This is a genomic window from Protofrankia sp. CiT1 (assembly GCF_917627335.1).
GTDB lineage: Bacteria > Actinomycetota > Actinomycetes > Frankiales > Frankiaceae > Protofrankia.
Window position 1 is genome coordinate 1 of sequence record NZ_CAKJTP010000085.1, and the last position, 17607, is coordinate 17607.

The 17607-nt window shown below is 63.9% G+C and carries 8 protein-coding genes; 7 read left to right on the forward strand and 1 reads right to left on the reverse strand.

Translation table 11 applies throughout. The features are described from left to right. The first annotated feature begins 394 nt into the window (after nt 1–394). The 7 genes from MJ785_RS14285 (at nt 395) to MJ785_RS14315 (ending at nt 16217) form a co-directional block, all read left to right on the forward strand. The gene (locus tag MJ785_RS14285) at nt 395–8734 is read left to right on the forward strand and encodes a hypothetical protein (RefSeq protein WP_239381291.1); all 8340 of its coding nucleotides are present in this window, start codon (nt 395–397) and stop codon (nt 8732–8734) included. Nucleotides 8735–8800: 66 nt separating this feature from the next. Beyond that, nucleotides 8801–9922, forward strand: a complete 1122-nt coding sequence (locus MJ785_RS14290) for a hypothetical protein (RefSeq protein ID WP_239311124.1) — start codon at nt 8801–8803, stop codon at nt 9920–9922. After that, the gene (locus MJ785_RS14295) at nt 9919–13227 is read left to right on the forward strand and encodes a hypothetical protein (RefSeq protein WP_239381293.1); all 3309 of its coding nucleotides are present in this window, start codon (nt 9919–9921) and stop codon (nt 13225–13227) included. Before MJ785_RS14290 ends, MJ785_RS14295 begins: the two co-directional genes overlap by 4 nt. A gap of 456 nt (nt 13228–13683) precedes the next feature. Continuing rightward, a complete protein-coding gene (locus tag MJ785_RS14300; RefSeq protein WP_239311126.1) occupies nt 13684–14061 on the forward strand; it encodes a hypothetical protein in 378 nt (125 codons plus the stop codon). A gap of 325 nt (nt 14062–14386) precedes the next feature. Next, a complete protein-coding gene (locus tag MJ785_RS14305; RefSeq protein WP_239381295.1) occupies nt 14387–14671 on the forward strand; it encodes a hypothetical protein in 285 nt (94 codons plus the stop codon). A 1-nt stretch (nt 14672) separates the two neighbouring features. Beyond that, nucleotides 14673–14921: a WhiB family transcriptional regulator gene (locus MJ785_RS14310; RefSeq protein WP_239311128.1), complete on the forward strand. Its 249-nt coding sequence runs from the start codon at nt 14673–14675 to the stop codon at nt 14919–14921. 366 nt (nt 14922–15287) lie between these two features. Beyond that, nucleotides 15288–16217 (forward strand): CHRD domain-containing protein, encoded by a 930-nt coding sequence (locus tag MJ785_RS14315; protein ID WP_239311129.1) that lies wholly within the window; start codon nt 15288–15290, stop codon nt 16215–16217. A gap of 1200 nt (nt 16218–17417) precedes the next feature. On the opposite strand, the gene MJ785_RS14320 is transcribed toward MJ785_RS14315, so the two are convergent. Beyond that, nucleotides 17418–17607 (reverse strand): hypothetical protein (locus tag MJ785_RS14320; protein ID WP_239311130.1); only part of this gene is annotated, 190 nt, incomplete at its 5' end.

Below are 17607 nucleotides of genomic sequence, written 5' to 3' on the forward strand. Positions count from 1 at the left end.
CTTCCCCGGGCCACGGGACGAGGAACAGCAAAACGACACGACCGTCAGTACGACCTCCTCTGCGACTGTTTCGACATCAATGGCTACTGTCTCGACGTCAGTGACTAACAGTTCGGCATCGAGTAGCGCGACAGCCGTGCTCACACCTTCGTCCGTAGCCACGACTAGTGGAGGATCAGGGTTGGGAGAGGGCAGCGGGGAACATAGCGAATCATCGTCGTCGCAGTCGTTGTGGTCGATGTTGTCGCAATGGTGGTCAGGTCCGGGAGAAGAGCAGGGGCAGCCAGTCCAGCCGCCGTCGTCGGTGCTTTCGGAGCAGCTGTCACCGTCGTTGCCATCATTGTGGTCGATGATGCCATCGTGGTTGTCGGGTTCGGGGGGACAACAAGGGTCGGTGGTGGTGGAGGAGCCGGTGGAGTCGGTGGTGGTGGAGAGGCCGGTGGAGTCGGTGGTGGTGGAGGAGCCGGTGGAGTCGGTGGTGGTGGAGGAGCCGGTGGAGTCGGTGGTGGTGGAAAAGCCAGTGGAGTCGTCGGAGCAGCGGACATCGCTCCAGGAGAAACAGGATGATCGTGAGCTAGCGCTGTTGAAGGAGCGTATACGGGCGGAGCTGAAGCAGGGTGAGCAGGAACGGAAGACGTCGGCGGATCGGAAGTTGCAGAAGAAGCCATCGCGGCTGTCGTCGGTGCCGGAGTTGCCGGGCCAGGAAAAGAAGAATCCGCCGGTTGGGCAGTCGTCCTCATCGAAGCCGCTGCCGGTGAAGGCATCGTCGGCGGAGTTGATAGATGCGGTGCAGACGCAGGAATCGAAGCCGCTGAGGCGGTTCTCGCTGCTGCGGAACCCGTCATCGCCGTCGCTGTTGCAATCTCAACCGAAGCTGGTATCGCCGTCGCCATCGGTGACGAAAAAGTCGCCGATGGCAAAGCGTCTGCCGGTGACGTCGGTGAAACAGTCGTCGGTGCCGGTGTTGCCGTCGCAGTCGCAGAAGGCAGCACCTCTGGTGCATCCGCCGGCACGGTTGGAGGTGGAGGGGCGGATCAGCGCGTCGGATACGGTAATCAGCCTGTATCCCGGTGAGTTGCTGCCCTGGAACGAGATCGAGGAGCAGCTGAAGCCGGGGTTCGGTGCTGGCTGGTCCCGGGTCGCCCCAGTACTGCAGCACTCGTTCAGCTTACCGGTGGTGAAAGCGCAGCTTTCCTCGGTATTGCGCGGTGATACGTGGACCGTGCCGGTCAATTATGCTGGATGGACTGGAACAATCACTCTTGACGCCAAGTTGACCGATTTTGTCCACGACACAGATGTAGCCAAGTTCGAGTTCGAAACGGGCTCGGAGTCCCAGTCCGGGTCGCTGTCGTCCATGGATAGCCGCTGGCGGTTGATCGCGGGTTTTCCAGTTCGGGCGAAAACGCCGAAGGCTGACTATACGGTGACGCCTGGTGGTTTCTGGGATTGGCAGTCCGGTATGGCGGATGCGTCTGCCGGGCGGTCGATCAAAAAATCGAAGACGGTGGAGCCCGCGTCGATTTTCACCGCGCAGGCGAACATTGGTATCACGATTAATATCTCCCGCATGGCACATACCATCTCACCGAATCGACAGACCGTCGGGGTCGGGGTACGCGTCGCCGTGCCGCAGGCGGACACCTCGGCCGGGCAGGCGCCCAAGAGGCACTACCTGCCACCGGCGCGGATCCAGCGCGATCAGCGGTTGGGATCGTCCGACGTTGTGTGGGATGTATATGAGCCAGCACCTGCTCCGAATACCGCCACCGCTGATTCTGATGCTGCCACGGAGAACGCTAAGACCGGTTGGTCGAAGCTCAAGGGGGAGGTTCTTAGCGGTACAGGCGCCCCTGCTGTCCCCGGTGTCGCGTCTGGCGGTGGCGGGATACGGGGGGTGCTGAACACCCTGGACGCGGGTGGGCAGGGGCAGGCTGCGTTCGGCGGCTCCTGGACGAAGGTAAAGAAAGAACTCGCTGATCTCATCACGTTGGACCAGGTCCATCAGCACCTGCAGGCGATGATGTCGGGGCAGCCGCTGTCGTTCGATCTGAACTCGGTGCTGTCGGGCCGCGTGGAGATTACCGCTCGGGTGGTCGAGATGACACACGTGCGTTCGACACCGCAGACCGAGTTCAACGTGGGTAGTGAGGTCCACAACAACACCAACGTGCGCTCAGTCCGGACCAACGCCGCGACCTTGGCCGGGCAGGGGGTGGTCACGAAGAACGCTCCGGACGATGGGACGATCACCGGAACGGGGCAACTCGCTCGTGACAACGTCACTATTCATGGTGAATCGTCGAAGACGGGTATGACGAACAAGACGAAGACCTTCGGGGAGGTTTTTGACGGGAAAGCCGAGCTGATTTTTCGCATGACCAACGAGTCGATCCCCGGCCAGTTGAAGACCGCGGTGGGTACCAGCACTTTGGGTTTCCGTACGGTGCTGGAGGGCGCGGAGCTGGTGGCGGTGAAAACACCAACCCCGTGGATCGCATCGTCTGCTAATACCTCCGTTCCGGTTAATACCACCGTGCCGGCCACCGCAGCCCCGAGCAGTAAACCTGACTCGGTCATGTTGCCGCCGCGGCGGGTGTTCGGCCCGGGACTGCTGGATACCGACGTGGTCCGCGACATGTATGGGATCGAGAACGTGCGTACCGCTTTGGATACCGCCGGTGAGCGGTTTTTCAAGAAAGCTGCGTGGTGGCAGCTGCGGGATACAGTGCTCGATGGATTCAGCCGCGACGAGTTGATCGGCAGGTTGTCGTCCATGACCCGGGGGCAGACGTTCAGCGGCCCGGATCTGGTGCAGCGTCTTCTCCCACCGGGTTCGATGGTGACCGCGACCGCGACCGTACACTCCATGCAGTTTCGCCGGGACCTGGCCACCGAGTTGTCTCCGCAGGGTGAGAAGACAACGTTTTCCTCCCAACGGCGGCTGGACTGGTCGACCAAACAGATCGTCGGATCGGGCGGCCGAGAGAACGAGGCGAGTGAGACGGTCGGGGTGACCCAGACCGCCGGTGGCGGTTACCAGCATCTTGGCCGGCAAGGGCCGCGGCAGACCGCCAATGGCAAGGTCGTCAGCAACGCGAAGTTCCCGTTGAAGGTCGCGGTGTTCGACAGCGAGGTGGACCTGCATTTCACGTTTTCGACGAAACGTGGCGAGAAGCAGCTGGTGACGGTGCGGGTGCCGGTGGAGATCTCGATCCCGTCCGGTCAGGTCACAACGGTGACCGGTCCCTATACCGGCCCGGCAAAAATTACAGCCGGAGATTATCAGGGGATACTCGACGGGAACACGGTGATCCCGCCGACCGGGTGGTTCACGAAAAACCCGGGCGATGAGAAGGCCGCGGCGATGGTCCCGCCGCAGCGGGCGCTGGACGGCCGGTTGGCGTCATCCGACATCGTGCTCGGGTTCGGGCCAGATGACAGCGCGCTGCTCGACGGGATCCAGGACGACCTTGAACCCGCGCTGGGAACCGCGGGCTGGTGGACGGCGAAAAAAGAGCTGTCCACCCGGCTCGACCCGGCAATACTCAAATCGAACCTGGCTGCGTTGACCGGTGGGAAGACCATAGCGGTCAAGGTCTCCGGAAACGGCTGGTCGGGCAAGATCCGAGTCCGTGCGGAGATCGGTAACGATCTTGTCTATCAGGAGACGCTGGGGAAGGTCGAATTCGAAAACGGTGCGGAATCGGAGACCGGAATCGGTTTCTCAAGTGAGAGCCAGCATCGAGGTATTGTTACGACACCGCTGAAGATCAAGGCGCCGCATGTGTCGGCCACCGTGACGCCGGTCTTCAACAGCGACTGGAGCAGGAGCAACGTCACGCAGGCCGCCGGCCGTAGCATCACGAAGGGGAAGACCGTTGAAGATGGGGCGTTGTTCAAGGGCTCGGTCCACTTCCATGTTGATTTCGACCTGACTCGGTTGGGCCAACGTTTTCCGATCAGAAACAGAACGTTCGACGTCACCACCGCTGTGATTTTTCCGGAGCGTGACACCCAGCTTCTCCAGGCCGACACCACCGTGGCGCCCCGTATTCCGGACAAGTTGTTCGCTCCTCCGCCGCGGGTGACCCAGACGTTGCGACTGACCTCCTCGGACATCGTCCAGGATGTGTACAGCACGCGTCCCCCTGACCCGGTTAATCTCCATCAGCTGCCGGCACCGGGCCGGCCCCCGGGCGGAATGACTGATGTGTTGGCCTGGGTCGACGCCAAAGGCCGCGGTATCTTCGGTTCCCAGTGGCCCGCGGTGGTCAAGAAAATCACAACCGAAGTGAGTATGACCCGGCTGCACCAGGACTTCAAAACCATGATGGGTCAGCAACCGATCGTCGTGACGGTTCCCCGCGGTCGGGTTATGATCACCGCGTCGGTGCGGTCGATGACACACGTGAACAACACTACCCAGACCGAGTTCAACAGCGGATCAGAACGGTCGGTCACGAACGCCGCGTCCGATACCGGATCCGAAAGCGTCGTTGCGGCGAATACCTCCCGCAGTGGCGGGGCGACGGTGCAGGTCACTGGCAGTATTGACCCGACCGGCGCCAGCCCGGTCACAGCCCGGGTGGGTGTCGCGCTCACCGGTCTCATCGGCCGCGATGACCTCGGCGTACAACGGACCGCCTCGAAATCCGCCATGACCACGAAAACAAAGGTCCCGGGAGCGGCGTTCGACGGTATAGCGAACCTGCATTTCCGGATGGAGTACAACCCATATGTCGGCCCGAAGCGTACCGGTATCGATGTGGCGCAGGTGGGTTTTCGGGGACTGACCGAACAGGTCGAAGCCCGTTCGTCGGCGCAGACGACCTTTACCGACGCCTCCACCGAAACTCCGACCAACACGCCGACCAACCGGAAGATCGGACCAACAGGCTTCGACGCGCCCGCCCCGGACGACACTCTGATCCCCCCGGCGCGGGTCTTCTCCGCCGGGCCGGATGGTGGGCTCCGTGACAGCGATGTCGTGCGCGGGCTGCCAGACACCGGAGGGTTGCACCAGCTGGTGGAGGTGACCGGGAAGAAGTTCTTCGGTCCGAAGACCTGGAAGAAGATCGGTCCGATTGTACGAGCCACGACCAGTAACCCGCGGCTGACTGCTCACCTGCCGGGTATGACCCGTGGGGAGACCCTGTCGTCCCCCCCGCTGCGCAATACCATCGGTGCCTCTCACGCGTCAGTGACGGCGACCGCGGAGATCGTGGAACTACGGTACATCCGTCAGGACAAGGGCGCCGAACTCAACCCGGTAAACGAGACCTCCACCCAGGCCTCGATGACCAGCCGGAATTTCTGGATCGCGGGTCTTCAGGGCCAGGCTGGCCCAGAAATTGACCTTGGCGAGAAAAGCAGCATCACGGTGAGCGCGGCGCTCGGTTTTCAGTACCGCAACCGGCACGCGAGTGCCAAGATCACTACTGGACGAGTGGTCGACAATGGTAAGTTCTCCACTCCGACCGCTATCTACGAGGGCTTCACAAAAATTACTTTCACGTTCCAGTCCGGTGACACGACCAGCACAGTTTTTGGCGTCGTGCCGGTCGAACTCGGTATCCCTGTCGCCGAGACCACTCCACTCGGCTCGGGTCACTCCGGCCCGGCAATTTTTAATCCGCCGACGGTGATGTCGTCCCCGCAGTCTTCCCAGATATCGTTGGTGGGGTCGAGTAAACCACTCCCGCCGCTCCCTGTGGACGCGTCGGTGATTTCGGAGAGGCAGCAGGGTAAACTGCCGGCTCGCTACTCGTCGGTGCTGATGTCGTCCCCGCAGTCTTCCCAGATATCATTGGTGGGGCCGGGTAAGCCCCTCCCATCGCTCCCCGCGGGCGCGTCGGTGCTTTCCGGGAAGCAGCAGGGCAAGCTGGCGGCTCGCTACTTGTCGGGGCTGACGTCGTCTCCGCAGTCTTCTCAGGCATCGTTGGTGGGGCCGGGTAAGCCTCTCCCATCGCTCCCTGGGGACGCGTCGGTGATTTCGGAGAGGCAGCAGGGTAAACTGCCGGCTCAGTCCGCACAGGAAACATCGGACCTGATATCGGAATCGAACAGACCGGAGTCGTTCATAAATCCGTTGGACTGGAATCCGTTGGACTGGAATCCGTCGGCGGCATCGGAGCCGACAGTATTGATCAAAAATAGTAACGGGGACATCGAACTGACCCTGCCCGACGGCCGTCCAGCCCGGGTAGTCGATGTACCCAGGGACGGGGACTGTTTCTTCGCGGCGAAACAGCTCAGCGAGTCCTTCCAACACTTCGGATTGCCACCCAACAGCCCCACCAACTCCGAGGGGACATCCATCGGTTCGGCAGGGATCAAGAAGCAGCGCTTCAAGGCCGGGACGAAATTTTATACCGATACCGCTGGACAGGATTTTTATACCAACCGTGACCCGGTGCCGTTGCTGCTGCAGGACCTATCGGATGCGGACCTGCTAGCACTGCTACCAAAATTTACCCCGAACGTGGACGGTGTAATCAGCGAGCGGATCAGGCAGGGCAAGATACGGGATGAAATGCTCAACCGCGAAGAAGACAACCAGGCCCGCGAGGATTTGCGGGAACAGCTCAGCGAACTGAACCCGGGGCAATTCGCCGACTTCGCGGATAACACATTGCCGGGATTTACTCCGACGGTGACCGGCGTCGATATACAGACCCGACAGAAAACCTATCCTCAGGAGCGTGCCAACCTCGAGACCGCGGCCCGGCGGGAGGAACTGAATAAGCGCCTCAGGAGAGATCCGGTACGGGTGCTTAAGGATATCCGGACCCGTTATCGGCAGGCTAACAACCCCGGTATGACCGAGGCGGTCACACTGTCCCTGAACTATTACAGCCAGCACGGTGCGCTGCCCGACTCCATCAATCTCTTCGCCCACGCCGTCATGAATACCATATTGTGGAACACTCCTTTCGGTGACGAGGTTCCACAGATCACCGCTGGCGCGCTCGGCCAGAACATCATCGTTCTCGAGAATGGTGTGCCACCGAACCCGTTGAGCATTGCTCAGGGCGAAGCCCTGTATGTACTCCGGGATGGCCGGCACTACCTCGCGCTCCAGCCCGATAGCCCGTTGCCCACCATCCAGTCCGCTAATATCGTGAACACTGCCATCAACAATATTGCCACCAACAATATTGCCACCAACGCTGACTCCGGTGTCGCGCCCCGACAGGTGCCGGCGGGCCTGGTGGTGCCACCGCCGCCCGGGAATGTCCACACCGCCGCACACGACAGGGCCGCCGCCACGGTGCCACCAATTCCTGGCCACACGATGATTTTTGGTCATAGTGATCCGGTAACCGGCAACATCAGATGGGGCAGTGAAGTTCTCGACCCGGCTCAGTTCGCCGACCGTATCCGGCGGTTCCCAGGTTGGAACGACCACCAACCAATCATTTTGGTGATCTGTGGCGGAGGGAAGACAGCCGGTCCCGGCTCGTTCGCCAGCCGGCTGCGCGATGTTCTCGGGGTCGATGTCATCGCTTCATCCCGAGACGTCTGGCATCTGCCCGACGGGCGGATCGTGTGGGCGAACACCGCCTTCACCTCTACCGGGCTCCCCGCACCGATCCTCGTCCCCGACACCGCCAGCGACTCGGTCGGGTGGTCGCGCTACACCGCGGACGGCCAGCGCGTCGATCTGATCGGAAACGAGCTGAACACGGCGCTGACCAACGCCGGCGTCATCGGCATAACGTCTACTGCCCCGATGCTCGATCCGCCTTCCGCGGCACTCCGCTGGGGCGCCGGTACGGCTGTCTCCGAGCTGGTCCAACAGCTGCCGACCGTTCCGACACCCGTGTATGCGAGCCTGCCGCCGATGTCGGAGGATGCTGTCGTCCACTGGGTACAGGCCGCGTCCGAGCATCCACTGACGGTCTCAAGCACGCTTCCGCAGACGGGTGACGGCATGACCGTCGTGCAGTTCCCGCCGGGTACAGGTCGGGACGCCTCCGCATTGCTGAACGCCACTCCGGCGACGGTGACTGTCGCAGTCGTTGACCCGGCGGCCGAGGTTGAGCTGGTGGTCAGCGACTGGCCGGAGCCTGGTTCGACGTTTGTGACGCTTCGTGATGGACGGGCGGACCCATCGGATCCCTCAACGGTCGCCGGTGCGTCGCAGAACGGTCGGAGCACTGGCGATACCAAGCCGGTGGACACTTCCCGGGGCGCCGACAACGCAAGATCCCGCTGGCAGTGGTCCGGTGATGGCATGCATACTTTTAGTGAAATGCTGAGATGGATGGGTGCCGCTCGAGCGGCGGAGCTGGTCCGTGAGGTGGAGCGGTTCGCGGCGGATGCTTCCGGCCGGGCGCTGCTGACGCCCAACGATCTGCTTGCCCTGGTAGTGCGGGGCCACAACGGCATCCACCGCACGACCGCCTATGCGAAGAAGCCTCCCGAGAGCCGGGTCAGGACATACCACGGATGGATGTACGCGGCGAACCTGTTCGCCCCGGAGATGGCCGCCGCCATCCCGCCGGGCACCCGGATCGGCCTGCCGGGATTCGTGCGGGCTTCCGGAGACCCGGCCGTGATCGTCGGTGCGGCCGTCGGTCTGGCAATCTTCGGCACCGCGCTGGATATCTCCGAAGCGAACGGCCAACCGCCGGGGAGCACCTTGTTGATTATGCCTGGCCATTCCTACGCGGTGACCGAGGTAAGCCGTGACCTGTTGAACGCTGTGCGCGTCACCCTCGTGGAGTAGTGAGGACGTACCCAGGGATTCCCCGTGCGGTCCGCGGCGACGGGTGAACAACAACGAGGAGAGTCCATGCCCACTAAATCCGATGAGTCCCGGTACCAGGTGACAGCCGCGCACGAGATGCTGTTGCGGCTCGCTGGCCGGGTACCCGACGATCTGCTGAGCCAGTGCCGGGCGTGGCTGGCAGCCGGCGCATACGGTGACATCGCCCGTAGCGTGGCGTTTGTCGCAATTATGCAAAAAATCGCGTTGAGCCATGAGGACATCGCAATTCTTGCCGTATTGCTCGAAGCTGCCGGCGGATCGGCTGAGACGCTCAGCGAAGTTGACGTCGTTGACGACGAGCCGCTGCTGCCGTACACCTTCACCACGGCAGTCCCGGGCGCGGATGCCCGGACGGCGGACGAGGTAGACCGCGCGGCGCTGGACACCGTCCGTTCGCAGCCGGGCGGGCTCGGCCTGTGGCGGGCGTGGCGGCATCCCGCGGACGGCTCGCCCTGGCCGCCACCGCGACGTGTCTACCTGGTCGAGGTCGAGGGCGGGTCGGACCTGCCGGCACTGGCCGCCCGTGTCCAGCGAGACCTCGCCTTCGCCGGAGAACAGGACGGACAGGTCGAAGTCTACCAGAGCGGCAGCGAACTGCCGGTCTACCATCGGCTCGCCCGCTCGTCCGCGGCGTTGCTGTGGGCAGCCGCACCAGAACGGGAGATCCGGGTGGCACGGGTATTCGACGAGGTCACCCCGGAGACCGGCCCTCGCTTCCACGCCGACCATCCACGCCTGCCGGACGCTGGCGAGCGGGGACGGATCCTCGACTACCTGCGCGATGGTACGCCGGTTCTGGTCACCGCGGCGCGGATGGACGATGTCGTCGATCCCACCAAGGCCGCGGTCGTTCCCATGACCTTCCGTACCGACGGCAGCTGGATCTGGACCGACAGCGTCACCTACTACCTCCGGGAATATGAGCTCTGCCCGGAGGAGGACCTGTTGACCCACATCCGGCAGGCGCAGTATCGAGTGCCCACGGTCGACGGGCCCGCCATGCATCGGGTGCTGGCGGTACTGATGGAGCCCCCGGCCGACGAGGCGGCCTGGACCGTCGGCGATGCCTCCGGCAATGGTGACGATCTGTTGGACGGGGAAAGGGACGGGGAAATAGACGATTACCCGAGCGGAAGACGGACATGACGATCTTGTCGGCTCGGCTGCGGGGTCCGGATGCCCTGCCGGCAGCGTCAGGGTCGTGGGCGCGGTCCGGACACACAGTTGCTCCTGCCAGGGATGGCCACACCTGGCCGGTGTGGGACGGGGTGCACGCGTGTGCCGTGGGGCCAGGCATCCTGGTGCAGGGTGACGGAACGAAGTCACTGTTCACCGAGGGGCTGATCGAGGCGTTCCTGCGGAGGCTGCCGCCGGAACCCGCGTGGATACCCGTGATTGTCAATCTCTCGGTCCGGTTCAGTTCGGCGGATCTGGCGGACCTCGTCACCGCGGCGGTCAGCCCGCTCCTGTCCAACGGGGTGTCGGGGATCCGCCTGGTGCTGTCGGGCGCTGGCATATCGGATCCGGGCTCGCCGGCCAGGCTGCTCGCGCGCCGGCTCGGTATCGATGTGGCGGCCGCGGACGGCTCGATCCTGCTGGTCGGCCAGAGCCTGCTGTACGTGGACGCCCGTCGCCATCGCTATCGCGGCCGGGGCGGCTGGCGCCGCTTCCATCCGGACGGGTCCACCGCGCCGCTGGTCGCACTTCGCCATCCGGCACCGCCGTGGGAGCACGACCTGCCGGCTGGCACGATAACGCTGCCGTCCGGGAACATCGTTGAGTCGATCCCGGCCGGGATCTGGATGCACGGGCCGCGGCTGGGCCTGGGTCTGCTCTCCGACCCCGTCTTCGGTATCACGCCGAGGGATGAGCGGATCTTATTGGTCGTCGGTGGCCCGGACTCGGTCGTACCCGAGCAGGACGAGGTGAGGGAGATCATCGGGCTGTTGCCCGAGGGTTTGCGGGACCTCGTCGTTCAGGTTGGCTACGACCAGGCCAGCGTGGCGCCGCAGGCCTACTCTGTCGCGATCCGCAGCCCAGCCGGGTTCACCACTACGGTAGCGGCTCCGGCTGCTCCGCCGAGTGCCCCGATGCCTGCGGCAGCGGTTCCAGTGACGCCCGTGCCTGTCCCGATGGTGCCGGAGGTAGTTCGGGCCGCGCCGCCGCACCCTCCACCGGTCGCGGCTGTGGCTGCTGCGACGCCGGTTGTGGCCGCTGCGGCGCCGGCTGTGGCCGCGGTGGACGACGTCCTCGTCGTCTGCGAGCCGGCGCAACCTGAGCAGTGGTGGTCTGTTGACTCCGATTTTTACTCGGTGATCGCCCAATATGACCCGGATACTGCCGCGTTTGGAGCCGCGGGTGCCCGGCTTGACCCGGCTGGGCTCGTCGAACTCGTGGTTCAGCGGGAGGCCCTCGGCGCGCGTCCGCTACTGCTCGTCACCAATAACACTCCGGCGGGCTGGGTGGCGCAAGTGCTCGCTGATGGGCTCGGCGTGCCGGTCGTGGCCGGTCCGCGGCCACGGGGCCGATGGTGGGCGGTATGGCCGAGACGCGTTGGTCAGGACATCCCGACCGTGCGGACCATAGCGGACTGCTACCCGTTCGACGCCGCGGCCAAGGCGGCCCTTACCACAGCACCGCAGTGCGCTGCGGGCACGATGCCGGCGGTTCCGACCGGACGGCCAGCGGTCACCCCATCGGACTGTTCACAGAGCGGTGTGCTTTTCGCCGCCGCCAGCGGCACAGGCGTGGCGGAACTGGCTGAGCGGTACCGCGTATGGTGCCGGTCCGCCCGACCGGAGTGGTTCGGTATTGTGATCGACCGTGCCCCGGCCGGCTCCGCGGCTGCCTTCCGGGTCGGCGACCAGAGCCTCAACTCCTGGGCCTTGGCCTTGGCGCTGGCAGCTGTCCGGGATCGGTGGGATGGCAGGGAGCTGGTGTTGCTGTCGGACCCGCCGACGGCGGGGACCGGCCCGCAAGCCCGGCTGCTTGCGTCACATCTCGGGATCTGCGTCACCGTTGCCGACCAACCGTTGTGGACGTGGGGCCAGCAGCTGATCTCTGCCAGTCTGGCCTTCCGCGGCCGGCCGGACCAACCGGAGCGCGGGAGCGGGCGGCCGCGGTTTGCCGGCCAACCGGATGGACGGTGGTGGCGCTACGAACCCACACTCACCGGGCAGCGATTGACCCAGCCTGCCGAGACCGCCTTCCCCGGTGTCGAACTGCGGCAGCCCCGCAGCCTCGCCGAGGATCAGCAGCGGAGCGAGGAGACGCCGACGCCAATATCGACGGAGGTCCCGGAGGTCTCGGTCGCCATTGCGGATCATGGCGATCTGGAAACGATGTCGGTGCGGCCGGTTGAGGTCGTTGCGCTGGCGGACAGACCGCCATGGGAGGAAGTGCCTGGTTGTACGGATGCGGGAGAGCAACCGGCTGAACCGTCGTCAGGTCTGGCGTTGACCCAGCATGCTGTCCCACTGGCATGCCCACCCTCCGCTGAGATGACCGAGGGTGATGCCCGACCAGTAGATCTTGGTGGGCTGGCGCCGGATCAGGTCGACCTCGTGAGTGCGGACAGCATGTCTCCGCGGCCGGTCGGGGTTCCAGCCTCGTCGACCGCGGCGCCTGACGTCACGGCGGATTCGTCCACCGGGCATCCCGCGATCCTGTCCCCGCATGAGTCGGCTGACCTCATCCGGCGCCGGCACGGGGAGCATGTCCGTGCGATCGCCAGGCTCTTGGCCCAGCAGCCTGGGCTGCGGGCGTCGGCAGGCGGCCCGTCCACAACCGATTTGATTACTGGACTTGTTGCGTTGCGTGCATACCTGGCCGGTGACGAACCCGACATCGACGGGATCCTGCGGTCGGGCGTGAATCTGGAAAATAGTTCGATCGCGGCCTTTGCCGCGGACGGTCTGCGGCGGTTGCCCACGCTACGCGGTCCGGTGTATCGAGGCGTGTCAGCTGGCGCAGTCACCGTCGCCCGTTGCCAACCCGGCGCGTTCCTTGAGGAACCTGCGTTCGTGCAGGCAACCACGTCGGAATCCGCTGTTTTCGGAACTGAGGTGGAATATGTGATCTGGTCTCATACCGGGCGCCGAACCACGATGCTGGAGCTGGGCGCCGAACGCGCTGACGTCGTTTTTGTGCCGGGCACTCGGTTCGTCGTGGTAGCTGGTGGTGATCTGTCCGAGCCGGCAGGCACCGCTGCTCCCTCCGTGACACGGATCCTGCTTGCCGAGGTGGCGCCCGGTCATACCGGGCCACTGGCCGCGGGTGAGGTGCGCGAGCACCTGGAGCGGTTCGCCCTGGCGCGGGATGCCGGCCAGTTGGGATCCACGGCTGCCAGCGTCCGTGCTGATTGTCCCCAGACGTTTGTCCTGGGATGCCCGGTAACCGAGCGGCTGCCCGACGAGCAGCAGGTGCAGCGGCCGATTTTTCTTGACTGTTGATGTTGGCTTGGCGGGAATCAATGAATTTTCTCATCATGCGAAGACAAAATATACGGCAACCGGTTAATCGGATCGACTGGCCGCCTCCTACAGCGCCACCGCGATGCGCGGCGGGAAAAACAGGAGGCCAGCAGGGGGGGATAATGGAAGTACTGGCGCTCCCGGGCAGGCAGGAAGAGCGGGCACCGACGCTTCCTGCTATGACGCTGCCATCATCGGTGGTGTTGCTGACCAGTCGCCAAGCGTGCTTCACCATGCCGACGTTCGCGCTGTTCCGCGCGCTGGCCGGCGTAATACGGAGCCCAGCCGGCCGACGCCATGGTGCGTCGGATGTTCCTCGGCGTGTGTTGACGGCCAGGAGCGGGACTGCCAGGAGTCTGGTAGGCGACTGGGCGCGCCGTTTCTTCGCGGCTGCCTGGCTGGTATAACGCGAAGATCGATTTTTCGGCCGTCGACATGATCGACAAGCCGCGGTTATTGATCACCGCTGAATATCAGGCCACACGCTCGAAGCGGCCGGCCCTGGCGGAAATTCATTCCGGCCACCTGCCCCAGGGCGCCGACGCGGCGCCAGGGCGAAAGCGGGAAAGGCCGATCATCAGCCACGATTTCCTTATGGAGACCTCCGTTTGGAGCTACCTGGCACCGTCTGCGCTGGTGCATTCTCCAAACCCCATCAACTACGCTGTGACGGCCCTCACCGAAGAAGCAACGACGCTGATTCCGGGAGTATATGAGCTTGTTTGGAACACGACGCATCTTGTTGATCTTGATTGCGTGCTGAATTTTCGATCTTCGCGGGTGGTGCCCTTGGCAACGGGAAAACACATCTGAGCTGGGATGATAAAGGTAGCTGAGGTGCTTGATATGCCCGGAATCAAGAGGTAATTTCCCATCCTGTGGGGATCGTGCGGTCCAGCGGTTGAGGCCGGGCTGCGGGGGTGTGATGGCATCGTCCGCTGTGTCGGGCCGGCGAAGCTGCTGCTCGCCCGGCGCGAGGGGCGGGGCCTCCAGTCATCGTCGAATCTCGGAGCGGATATCAAAAACAAGCGGGAAGATCAGAAAATTCGTGATCATAGCATGAATATTCGCAACCAGCAGGGGAGCACGAGTCATGGCAAGGTATGCCCGTTTATCGGCTGAGGCCGGCAACAGCCCCATGCAAATCCATGTCGACAGCGCTCGGAGCGGAACGACGGATCCACCGCTGGACGTGTTGTCCGGGGCACCGAAGGTGTCGCCTCGGCTCGTCGTGCCGCGGGAGGCCCCGTTCTACGCGCCGGTCATGGCGGTCAGCGGCGCTACGCCGTACGCCATGGAGGAGATTGCTTGCGAGATTAATAAGAGATTAGTCACATTATATGCGTCGCTGCGGCTGATCGCTGTCGCCGGACAGAGCGCATCCGTTCACGACGCCCTACACGGCCTGGGTGAGGTGGCTTGACATGGATTGGCGCCACAGTGCCCTGTGCCGTGACGAGGACCTCGAGATTTTTTTCCCGATCGGCACGACCGGCCTGGCGGAACAGCAGATCAAACAGGCTAAGGCCGTCTGCCGCCGCTGCGCCATCACGAACGACTGCCTGAGCTGGGCTTTGGAGACCGGACAGGTCGCCGGTGTCTGGGGCGGTCTCACCGAGGAGGAACGCCGGACCCTCAAGCGTCAGGCCCGGTCGCAGGTAAGGCTGTCGTAGCCGTCGCCGACGGCCCGCTGCCCGCGGGATTGGCGGATCCAGAAAGGCTGTGCCGGGGTCCCGCTGGCCTGGTCCGGATGTCACGGGTCCTCTGATTGGGCGCTGATCGTGGCGGAGGCCATCCAGCCCGTTCCGGGTGGTCTCCGCTGCCGTGCGGTGATGCGTCTGTACCTCGTCGACGACGAGGCCCATCAAGGGTTGTTGCTGCCCCGCGGCCTGCCGGCGGGGGAGCCCCGAACCCTCTCACGTCTTGCCCTGTCGGCAAGTCGCCAGCCGTGAACCCTCTGGCACGGCTATGCCGTGTGTCCCACAGGCGTGTCGATGAACCCGCTACGGTCAGCAACTTGGTGAAAGGAATGTGGAACGTTGCGAAAGCGCATCCTCACGATTTTATCAGCGGGGCTGGCCTTGAGCCTGCTGGGCGCGGCGCCTGCGCTTGCTCATGACCACGGGGCGCCCGCGCCTGTGCCCACCCACCAGCTCTCACCCGTCGACCGCACCCCGCTGTTCCTGACGGCGGAACTCTCCGGCAACCAGGAGGTGCCCGTTCCGGGCGGCCCGGCCGTTGGGGACCCGGACGGCCAGGCTACGGCGCAGGTCCTGGTGCGCGGGAACAGGGCCACGTTCGCGTTCCGCTGGAGCGGCATCGCCGCGCCCACACTAGGGCACATCCACGCGGGTGGGAAAGGCGTGAACGGCCCGGTCAAGGTGAGCCTGTTCGCTGAGAAGGGGATGCCTGCCACCGTCACAGCGGCCGCGGGCGCGGTGACGGTCACCGACCCAGCGATCGTCGGCGCCATCCGGAGCAACCCGACCGGCTTCTACCTGAACCTGCACACCAGTGAGTTCCCCGGTGGGGCTGTCCGTGGGCAGCTGGCACCCGCCGGACACCGCCTCTCCCCCCTTGACCTGGTCGACCACGGGCCGTTGCACGCCTTCCTGTCTGGGGACCAGGAGGTACCGGTCGCAGGCGGACCGGCGGTGGGGGATCCGCACGGTCTTGCCATCGCGCTCATCCGCCCTGACGGGAACCGCGTCGGCTACTCGTTGGCGTGGACCGGGGTGACGCCCACTCTCGGCCACATTCACCAGGGCACGTTTGGTGTCAACGGGCCAGTGGCGGTGCCGTTGTTCACCGCTCCGGTCCCGAGCGGCATTTTCGCGGTGTCCGGCACGGTTTCCAGTCTTGATCCGGACCTGGTGAACAGGATTCGGAGCAAGCCCACCGGCTTTTACGTCAACCTGCACACCGCCACGTTCCCAGGTGGTGCCGTGCGGGGCCAGCTTTTCTCCTGACCAGACGCGTGAACCACGCCCTGGCTCGTCGGTCGTCACCCAACACTTCCGGTGGCTCCTTCCGCCGCCTCGCGTCGCACGCGCCACAATCTCACTCCTTGATTCGTATCCCTCGGGCCAGGCGCTCTCCGTAACAATCGGGAGGACCCGCTAAGAACCGAGATGATGTCATTCCTTCACGGCCAAGAGGTGCGGTTGGCGGACCGCGGTCAAGGCACCTCAGCCAACGTACAGCCGATCCCGCTGGCGGCCCGCATCATTGGGACGCCAGTGTTGAATCTTATGATCATACTCCGATCAGACAGGTCCGGACCGAGTACGCCGAGGAGACAAATGCCAAGATTATTATGCTGGTCCGCAGCCGCGAATTCACGATAATAACGGATATCCGCGGTACGTGGCCAGTTTCAGTGGCTCCACGCTTTTTCACGGCAAATTTGTTCGTCGTGTTCAGCGGCATGTGATGCTCTCCAGATGGCAACGAGCTGTGGCTGAAGACGGTTACGAACAAGTAGCAGTCCTGATGAATCGGTCACCTGCGTACCCAGAGCTTGATTGTCTGCTTGGCTGGGATTTTCGGTTAGGCCGGTTTTCTTGGATAATCATATGTTATCATCCAACTTAATCAAGTTTCATGGTTAATCGCACTCATGGCAAGCTGTTTTGGGCGTCGGCGGAGAGGGTGGCTGGACAGCGTGGTCGCCAATATGAATGTGCCCGTCTCGTCCTCATGAACCGGGTCTGGGCCGCAAAGCCCTCGTCGGGGCAAAGGCCATATGTGGTGGGCCGGGCGCATGGTCGGTCCAGGGTGAATCCTATTTTTGATGTTGAAAAGGCGGTTGTGCTCCGGACCGGGTCTGGTAGCTCACCGTGGAGAGTTTGACCTGGTCAGCCGGTCAGTCGGTGATGAGCCATTGAATTTCTCGTGCAAGTCGCGCCTCAGGGTGGTTTCCTACTCGTCAGTAGGTCTGTGCGGACCGGGCCGGGCGCGGTCCGCCGGTGCAGCGGAAGGGGCCGGGATGCTTGACGACTGTGCCGATGCTGCACCGGCGCTGGTGTGTCATCGCTCACCGAGGCGGGGCTGCGGTTCCGGCAGCAGGTGATCGGCCGGCAGGAGAAGAACGAGGTAGTCGATTTCCAGCTGCGGGATCGCGGCTGTGGGCGAGATTCTTGCGAAGCTCTGACTCGTCCAGATCAACATCAAAAATGGTCGACAATAACGCAGGTAACGACAGAAAAATTGCGAGACGCCAGGAGGCCGTGGTGGATGACGCCGGTGAACGGTTGTGACCGGGAGACGGCTCGTCCCGGTGCCGGAGACACGCCGACCGCTAGTGTCTGTTGATAGGCCTGAGTTGGACGAGACAGCGTGGATAAAGATGTCGGAGAC